The 6,315-nt window shown below is 65.8% G+C and carries 6 protein-coding genes; 3 read left to right on the forward strand and 3 right to left on the reverse strand.

Annotated features, from left to right (window positions below; translation table 11 throughout):
• The first annotated feature begins 170 nt into the window (after positions 1 to 170).
• From A9W95_RS23990 to A9W95_RS28135, 3 genes are all read left to right on the forward strand, one after another.
• Positions 171 to 962 carry a DUF998 domain-containing protein gene (locus A9W95_RS23990; protein ID WP_156746379.1) on the forward strand — a complete coding sequence of 264 codons (792 nt, stop codon included), beginning with the start codon at positions 171 to 173 and terminating at the stop codon, positions 960 to 962.
• A gap of 130 nt (positions 963 to 1,092) precedes the next feature.
• Positions 1,093 to 3,294 carry an RNA polymerase recycling motor ATPase HelR gene (gene helR / locus A9W95_RS23995; RefSeq protein WP_253851746.1) on the forward strand — a complete coding sequence of 734 codons (2,202 nt, stop codon included), beginning with the start codon at positions 1,093 to 1,095 and terminating at the stop codon, positions 3,292 to 3,294.
• Positions 3,291 to 3,752: a hypothetical protein gene (locus tag A9W95_RS28135; protein WP_082983301.1), complete on the forward strand. Its 462-nt coding sequence runs from the start codon at positions 3,291 to 3,293 to the stop codon at positions 3,750 to 3,752. Before helR ends, A9W95_RS28135 begins: the two co-directional genes overlap by 4 nt.
• Here the strand turns inward: A9W95_RS28135 and A9W95_RS24005 are convergent.
• From A9W95_RS24005 to A9W95_RS24015, 3 genes are read right to left on the reverse strand one after another with little or no spacing between them, the layout of a single operon-like run.
• On the reverse strand, positions 3,709 to 4,917 hold the full coding sequence (locus A9W95_RS24005) for an NAD(P)/FAD-dependent oxidoreductase (RefSeq protein WP_067418629.1): 1,209 nt from the start codon (positions 4,915 to 4,917) through the stop codon (positions 3,709 to 3,711). The genes A9W95_RS28135 and A9W95_RS24005 overlap by 44 nt on opposite strands.
• Positions 4,918 to 4,921: 4 nt before the next feature.
• Positions 4,922 to 5,110 carry a ferredoxin gene (locus tag A9W95_RS24010; protein ID WP_067418630.1) on the reverse strand — a complete coding sequence of 63 codons (189 nt, stop codon included), beginning with the start codon at positions 5,108 to 5,110 and terminating at the stop codon, positions 4,922 to 4,924.
• Positions 5,107 to 6,078 carry a metal-dependent hydrolase gene (locus tag A9W95_RS24015; protein ID WP_067418632.1) on the reverse strand — a complete coding sequence of 324 codons (972 nt, stop codon included), beginning with the start codon at positions 6,076 to 6,078 and terminating at the stop codon, positions 5,107 to 5,109. The genes A9W95_RS24010 and A9W95_RS24015 overlap by 4 nt, the downstream gene beginning before the upstream one ends.
• Positions 6,079 to 6,315 lie beyond the last annotated feature (237 nt).

Raw genomic sequence — 6,315 nt, forward strand, 5'->3', positions numbered from 1 at the left:
CCGCAGCTCAACAATGCGGATTGGCAACAGGATTCGTGGCCCGTCCGCATGAACATGGGCCGGGCCAGACCGATGACCTCCAGCCCTCGGGGAACTGGGACGTAGCGGGCTCCTCCATAACCGAACTTGCGGCGTCGTTGTTCTCGTGAAGTGCCGTCATCGGTGACCTGTTGGCGCGCAATTGCTTCCGGATGCCGGAGTCGCTTGACGACCTGCTGGAGCCGACGTCGAGTAAGGTGATCAAAGTGTCTGCTGGCGGCCGCGCACGTCGCGTGCTTAATGCTCAACTTCTTTGCGGCGTCCTTGCCGGGCCGCTGTTCGTCACGGTTTTCACTGTGATCGGGGCCGCGCGTCGCGGATACGATTGGCGCTGCCACCCGGTCAGTGCGCTTGCAATCGGTCGTCATGGGTGGAGGCAGCGCACCAATTTCATTGTGACCGGCATCTTCTATTTGTGTGCCGCAGCAGGTCTCGGAGGCGTGGATCGGCGACGGGTCGGGCCCCGCATCGTTCCGGCGCTCGCCGCAGGAGCGGGCGTCGGCCTGATCGGCTCAGGAGTCTTCGTCACCGATTACGTGGGCACGCTCTTGAGCGATGTCCCGAACGACGAGCAGCGGAACCCGACCAGATCCGCCACGAACCGGCCCACTCGTGCCGGCCGGCTGCACGACCTGTTCGGGATGCCGGTCTTTGCGGGCATACCCCTCGCCGGCCTAATCAGCGCGGGCACCGCGGTGCGGAACAGGGACTACCGCTGGGCCTGGTACTCGGCAGGTTCGAGCACGATGATGGCGGGCAGTTTGCTTGCGTTGGCTGCCGCGATCCGAGGTGCGCCCGGTCTTCGCGCTAGAAGCGGCCTCGTGCAGAGGATTTCGCTTGTCATCGGACTCGGATGGCTGAGTTGTGTATCCCTTCGCGGCCTGACCAGTTCCGCGGCGTCGACGGGCATCACGCAGATGTAGAGCACTGACCTACCGTCGTTCTCTCTTCCAATCTATAGCCGACCCGGGGGCTTGCGGCAAGGCCGGGGTCATGCCGCACAATCGCTGGCCAGACCACAAAGTGGGTCAAGACTGGCGATTATGGGGGCACGTGTCGACTCGGAATTATGCAGAGGAATTGCGATCAGAACGGCGCTACGTCGCCGCTCTCTACGCCCGGCTGGACGCTGAGCGCGCCCAGCTGAAGAACAGCTACGCCGAAGCCCTGCGCAGGCCCGTGGACATGATGGACGGTGGGACCCTGGTCGCGCGGGACGTGGAGGTCCGGTCCCTGGCGAAAGCGGTGAAACGGTTGAATGTCGCCGACAGCGGCCTGTGTTTCGGCCGGCTGGATACCAAGTCCGGCGAGCGGATGTACATCGGCCGGATCGGCATTCTCGACGAATCCAACGAATACGAACCGCTGTTGCTGGACTGGCGCGCTCCAGCCGCGCGCGCGTTTTATGTGGCGACCGGCGCTGCACCGGAGAACATGCAGCGGCGGCGGCAGTTCCACACCCGCGGCCGCCACATACTCGACTTCACCGACGAGGTCTTCGGTAATCCCAGTGGGGAGGAGCGCGGCGACGCAGCACTGCTGGCGGCGGTAAATGCACCACGCGGTGACGGAATGCGCGACATCGTGGCGACGATCCAGGCCGAGCAAGACCAGATCATCCGGCTGGACCATCCCGGAGTTCTGGTGATCGAGGGCGGCCCGGGCACCGGCAAAACGGTTGTCGCGCTGCATCGTGTCGCTTACCTGCTCTACACCCAGCGTGATCGTTTCGAACACCAGGGTGTGCTGGTTGTCGGGCCCAATCAGACATTCCTGAACCACATCGGCCGCGTTTTGCCGGCCCTAGGCGAGTCGGAGGTGGTGTTCACCACCACCGGCGATCTGGTCCCCGGGCTGCACGTCACTGCCCAGGACGCCCCGGAGGTCGCGCGGCTCAAGGGTTCTCTGCAGATCCTGGACGTGCTGGCGGCCGCGGTGGCTGACCGCCAGCAGTTGCCAGAAGATCCCTTGCCCATCGAATTGTCCGATGTCACTGTGCGCATCGACGCCGAGACCGCCGAATGGGCCAGGCAGGAAGCCCGTGACAGTGGCCTCCCACATAACGAAGCCCGAGCCGTGTTCACCGACATCGTCACCTGGGTGCTCACCGAGCGGGCGATCGGCCGGATCGGCCGCGGCTGGCTGACGCGCCAGGACCGCGCCGCCTGGGAAGAACTGCGAGCCGACCTTCTCGAAGAGCTCTCGGAGAACCGCAGCTTCGTTGCCGCGCTGGACTCGCTGTGGCCCATACTGACGCCCGAGGCGCTGCTGGCCTCGCTGTACGCCTCCCCCGAACGGCTAAGGGCGGCCGGTGCCGATGAAGCGCTGTTCCGGTCCGACGGTAACGCGTGGACGGTATCGGACGTGCCGCTGCTCGATGAGCTGGTGGACTTGCTCGGCCGGGACAAGGCCGCCGACGAGGCCGCCGAGCAGGCACGAAAGACCGAGGCCGCGCTGCGTGCCGAGTACGCCGCGGGAGTGCTGGACCTGTTGACCAGCCGCGAGGATCTGATGGACGACGAGGATCATTTGCTCGCAACGGACTTGCTGTACGGCGCGGACCTGGCCGACCGATTCGTCGAGCGCGACACCCGCGAGCTCGTCGAACGGGCGGTAGCCGACCGAGACTGGACCTACGGCCATGTCGTGGTCGACGAGGCGCAAGAACTCTCGGCGATGGACTGGCGGGTGTTGATGCGGCGCTGCCCGGCCCGATCGTTCACCGTGGTCGGCGATCTTGCCCAACGCCGGTCGGCGGCCGGCGCGACGTCGTGGGACGCAATGCTCGAGCCCTATGTGCCCGGGCGGTGGGTCTACCGATCGTTGTCGGTGAACTACCGCACCCCGGCGGAGATCATGTCCGTCGCCACCGCGCTGTTGGCTGACTTCGCACCGGGTGTCCAAGCGCCGGAGTCGGTTCGGGTCTGCGGCGTACCGCCCTGGGCGCGTCGCGTAGCCCCAGCCGAAGTGCCTGCTGCCGTTGCGGAGTTCGTTCGAGCAGAGGCGCGACGCGAGGGCACCAGCGTGGTGATTGGACCCGCGGGTGTGCCGAATGCGGTGTTGCCGTCGGAGACCAAGGGCCTGGAATTCGACGCGGTGCTGGTGGTGGCGCCGGAGCAAATTATCGCCGCCGGCCCAGGCGGAGCGGCCGACCTGTATGTCGCGTTGACCCGCGCGACCCAGCGCCTTGGCGTGTTGCACCATGACCCGCTGCCGCCCGCCTTGGTCGGTTTGGAAGAGCGGCTGACATCATGAGCAGTGTGCGTTCGCAGTGGAATACACACCTCGCCGCCGCCGACCCGGCGGTCGGCTCGTTAGCCACAATTCAGAGCGTGGGAGTTGCCGGATCGGTCGCAACCGCCGGGAGCGCCGCTGTGGCAGGCTCGGCTTCCACCGCTGGCAGCGTCGCGGTAGCCGGTTCGGTCGCGACCGCCGGGAGCGTCGCGGTGGCCGGCTCGGCGCTGACCGCGGGCAGCGTCGCGGTGATCACCAGCGCGTTGAGTGTGCTGTGTGTCGGCATTCGCCAATGTGTCGCGTGCTTGGCATGCATCGCCTGCACCCGGTGCGCGGGTTGCGCGGGATGCGTGGGGTGCAGCGATTGTGTGGGGTGCATCGGCTGCGTGAACTGCTCGGGACTGCGAAACGGCAGAGGCCTGAGCAACGTTCACGCTACGCCGGCGGCGCCGGTGGAAACTCCGCGCGCTTCGCTATGACATCGCGGTAGGCGTATACCCGGCCGGTAGCCGTGCCCAGCACAGCGATGGTGCATCCCCGCCGACCGTATGCGGCAACGAACTCCCAACTGTCCGGATGTCCTTCGACGATCTCCATCGCGTCGTAATCAGTTGGTACGCCCAACATTTGAAGCTTTACGTCATATTGGTCCGACCAGAAGTAAGGCACCTCAGTGTAGGGCTGCGCATGTTTACGACCCGCCAGCAAAGTCCGCGCGGCCGCCGCGCCTTGGCGACCGGCATGATCCCAATGCTCGACCCGCAGGTGGCGCTCGTACAGCGGATGCCACCAGCTCGCCACGTCGCCAGCGGCAACCACGTCGGTGCCGCCCTCAACCGTGCCCGTCGCATCGCAGACCACTCCGTTGTCGATCCGCAACCCCGAGCCGTCGAGCCAGTCGGTGGCAGGCGTGACGCCCAGACCGACGATGACCAGGTCGGCGGGGACCTGTGAACCATCGGTGAGCCGAATCGCCTCAACCTGCCCATTGCCGACGAAAGCGTCGACGCCGACGCCGACGCGTACGTCCACGCCGTGCTCTCGGTGTAGATCGGCCCAGCGTGGCGCCAATTCCTCGCCCAATGCCGCCAAAAGTGGCGCTGCCGCCTTCTCGATCAGCACCACATCGAGGCCTATCGAGCGGCAACTCGCGGCCACCTCGGCGCCGATGAAGCCGCCTCCGACCACCACAACGCGAGGACGAGAGCCAAGTCGTTCGCGAATGGCCAGGCAATCCTCGACCGTGCGGAGCAGCAGCACACCGTCGGGGACAGGGCCGCCCGGCCACGCGCGAGGGACGGCGCCGCTGGCGATGACCAATCCGTCGAATCCCAGAGACAGGTCTTGACCCTCGTCGCGCAGCTGAACCGTCCGTGAAGACATGTCCAGCCCCACCGCTGATGCTCCGCGCAGCACGCGAGCGTCGAAATCGAATTGGGGCGCTAGGTCGATTCCCGCGCGATGCACTTTGCCGGTCAGTAGTTTTTTCGACAGGGGTGGACGGTGGTAGGGGGCGTGCCGCTCGTCGCCCACGACGGTCAGCGCACCGTCGTAGCCGTCTTCGCGCAAGGTCTCGGCTGCCCGAGTGCCGGCCACTCCGCCACCCACAACAACCACGTGCTCGAGTCGACTATTGGTCGGCATCGGCTCAATCCTTCACCGTGATCGCTTGGGTGGGGCAGGAAACTTCCGCGGCTTTCAAGTCTCTGCGCAACTCAGGGCCGGGCTCCTCCTGAAGCAGGTGGAGTCCGTCTTCTTGCACTTCGAACACCTCGTGGCACAGGCTCATGCAGACGCCGTTGCCGTCGCAGGTGTCAAGGTCCACCGAAACTTTCATCGAACCTCGGCCCTTTCCGCATCCTGGTTGGCATCGCTGCGTCCGCGAGTCGTGTCGGGCCCGCCGGACGTGGCCTGTGATCGCGCGCGCTCTCGGGCGGCTTTCGCGACGGGGGAATGCTCGAGGTAATCGACCGCCATTTCGGTCGACGCCTCGGGTCCTGGGTGATGACCGGGCCGCAGGTACCGGGCTGGCATGGTGACCATGAGCCACCCCGGGCTGGGCAGCCGGTACTGGCGGGCAGCTCGCAGCCAGTCCCGCCAGCGCCACTTGGTGTCGATGGTCGGGTCGTGAGCCATCAGGTATCGAGCCCCGGCCATCCACCAGCCGATGAACAGCGGTGCGGTCGTGAGCATCGAGACGGCTCGGATCACGTAGCTTCCACACACGTGCTGGTAGACGTCGAACACCAGCGAGCGGTGCTCGACCTCCTCGGCCGCGTGCCAGCGCAACAGATCAAGCATCATCGGGTCGGTGCCGGCGTAATCGAGACCCCGGTTCTGCAGCACCCACTGCCCCAACATCGCCGTGAAATGTTCCAGTGCTGCGACATCGGCCAGACGCCGGTACAGCCACCAGCGCTGCAGCCCGGGCGGAAAGAACTTCGGTGCATCACCCAACGATGCCGACAGCATTTTGCGGAGCCGCTCGGTGTACGGCTTGGTGTCGATGCCTTGTTCGGCCAGGTGATCGAGCACCACTTGGTGTGCCCAGGCATGCCACGACTCCTGTTGGATGAACGGCTTGATCGCGGCCTCGAGTTCGGGGTCATCGACCAGTGAGGACGCTTCCAGTACTGCCTTGATGAAGTGCCGCTCGCCTTCGGGAAGCAGCAGATGCAAGACGTTCATCATGTGCGTCGCGAACGGGTCGTCCGGCACCCAGTGCAGCGGTGTCTGCGACCAGTCGAAGCGGACCATCCGCCGATACTTGGGGTGTCCGTCGTGGTGAAGTTGGACTTCTGGCATTGCATACCCTCCCGCCGACCTATTTCGTCGGTTCAGCCGCCGTCGTCCCCCACGGGAGCGAGCTGGCCCCCGGGACGGCCACAGCGAACGATCGTTCACTCGGGGGCGTACCCGCGTCCCGCCGCTGTTATTCATCACCAGCGATCCGGGTTTTCTGGCAGTTCGCTGTGGACCGTTGCCATGGGGCTGCGCAGCACGTCGGCCTGCTCGACTCGACGAGGAGGTCAATACCCCCGT

This window comes from Mycobacterium sp. 1423905.2, from assembly GCF_001673155.1.
In the GTDB taxonomy this organism is placed as follows: domain Bacteria; phylum Actinomycetota; class Actinomycetes; order Mycobacteriales; family Mycobacteriaceae; genus Mycobacterium.

What these genes read in the sequence shown, in the direction of transcription:
- A9W95_RS28135 (WP_082983301.1), top strand. Translation starts at nt 3,291, where the DNA reads ATGAGCAGTGTGCGTTCGCAGTGGAATACACACCTCGCCGCCGCCGAC.
- A9W95_RS24005 (WP_067418629.1), bottom strand. Translation starts at nt 4,917, where the DNA reads ATGCCGACCAATAGTCGACTCGAGCACGTGGTTGTTGTGGGTGGCGGA.
- A9W95_RS24015 (WP_067418632.1), bottom strand. Translation starts at nt 6,078, where the DNA reads ATGCCAGAAGTCCAACTTCACCACGACGGACACCCCAAGTATCGGCGG.
- A9W95_RS24010 (WP_067418630.1), bottom strand. Translation starts at nt 5,110, where the DNA reads ATGAAAGTTTCGGTGGACCTTGACACCTGCGACGGCAACGGCGTCTGC.